A 1,859-nucleotide genomic window follows, 5' to 3' on the forward strand; every position below is an offset into this window, starting at 1 on the left:
GAGGGGTGGGGTGAACCGAACCCCCGACCTCCGTGCAGGCACGATCGATCGGCGTCCTCGCAGGCGGGAGCCTTGACGCATGGACCTCACACAGCAGCCCCTCACCCGCGGCGCCCGCCCCGCCGGCCGTATCGGCGTGATCCTGCGCGAGCCCTTCCGGGCACCGGGCCGCTCGCCCTCGCGCACTGTCTTAACCGCTGTTCAGCCGATGTTCAAGCCCGCCTTAAGGATCGCTCCCACAGCCCTGACCAGGTCCTTCGCACCGTCGCACGCACCTAGATTCACTTCCTGTGACAACCGAGGCCCCCGACCGGAACCACGCCACCCACCCCGCGCTGGCGGCGTACCTGCAGCAGACAGCTGCTTCCGGAGGCATGCGCGAAACCCCCGACCGGGCGGCCCCACGCCCGGACCGCGGCAACCGCCGTCCCAGCCGCCGCAGCCCCCGCCGCCGCAAGGCGGTGCCGTCCCAGCCGCTCCAGCCACCCGCCCCGCCCATGCGCCTGGCGCCCCGGACCCTGCGCGCCGGGATCGCTGCGGGCGCCCTCGCCGTCACCGTCCTCTGGGCGCTGCGGGCCGAGCCGTCGGCCCGGCTCGACGCCCTCTTCGCCTCCGGCGCCCATCTCTCGGGCCTGCTCGCCGGGTACGGCATCCTCACCATGCTGTTCCTGATGGCCCGCGTCCCCGCCGTCGAGCACGGCGTCGGCGCCGACCGGCTCGCCCGCTGGCACGCCTTCGGCGGGCGGTACGTCCTCTCGCTCTGCGCCGGCCACGCCGTCCTCGCCCTCTGCGGATACGCCGCCCACACCGGCGCCGACCTCCTCACCGCCGTCAGCGACCTCCTCGGTTACGCCGGCATCGCGGCCGCCCTCGCGGGGACCGTCCTGCTCGCGGCGGTCGGGGTGACCTCGGCCCGCGCGGTCCGCGCCCGGCTGCCCCACGAGACCTGGCGCGCGGTCCACTTCCTCACGTACCTCGGCGCGGCCCTCGCCTTCGCGCACCAGCTGGTCGGCCCGTCGATCGCGAGCAGCGCCGTCTCCGTCTGGCTCTGGTCGATGGCGCACGCGACGGTCGCCGTGCTCGTGATCTGGTACCGGGTGGTCGTCCCCGTCCGCCAGGCACTGCGCCACAGCCTGCGCGTCGTCTCCGTCCGCCACGAATCCCCCGACGTCGTCTCCGTCGTCATGCAGGGCATCGGCCTCTCCCAGCTCCAGGCGGAGCCGGGCCAGTTCTTCCGCTGGCGCTTTCTGCAGCGCCGTATCTGGCACACCGCACTGCCCTTCTCGCTCTCCGCGCCCGTACGCGACGACACCCTGCGGATCACCGTCAAGGCCGTCGGCAACCACACCCGCCGCATCCGCCGCCTGCGCACCGGCACCCGCGTCCTGGCAGCGGGCCCCTTCGGCGCGATGACCGCCCACCGCCGAACCCGCCGCAAGGTCCTCCTCCTCGCGGGCGGCGTCGGGATCACACCGATGCGCGTCCTGTACGAGACCCTCCCCGCCGGGCCCGGCGAGCTGACCCTCCTCTACCGCGCGCACAACGCCGCCCAGCTCGTCCTCCGCGACGAGCTGGAGGAGATCGCACACCGCCGCCAGGCCGCCCTGCACTACCTCCTCGGCCCTTCCGACTCCTCTTTCGACCCTCTCGCCCCCCAGGCCCTGCGCAATCTGATCCCCGACCTCGCCGACCACGACGTGTTCCTCTGCGGACCCCCCGGCATGGCGGCCGCCGCGACCGCCTCGCTCGCGAAGGCGGGCGTACCCGCCGACCGCATCCACTCCGAGCAGTTCACCTACTGAACCTGCTGAACCCACTGAACCCCCTGAGGAGCCCGTCCCTCCATGGCCCGCCACCGC

Annotated in this window: 1 protein-coding gene; it reads left to right on the top strand. The window is 73.7% G+C overall.

Annotated features, from left to right (window positions below; translation table 11 throughout):
* Positions 1–290: 290 nt before the first annotated feature.
* The gene (locus J0695_RS38790; protein ID WP_307798894.1) at positions 291–1,802 is read left to right on the top strand and encodes a ferredoxin reductase family protein; all 1,512 of its coding nucleotides are present in this window, start codon (positions 291–293) and stop codon (positions 1,800–1,802) included.
* Positions 1,803–1,859: the final 57 nt, after the last annotated feature.

Origin of the sequence: Streptomyces beijiangensis (assembly GCF_017315755.1) — a bacterium.
Classification (GTDB): Bacteria; Actinomycetota; Actinomycetes; order Streptomycetales; family Streptomycetaceae; genus Streptomyces; species Streptomyces beijiangensis.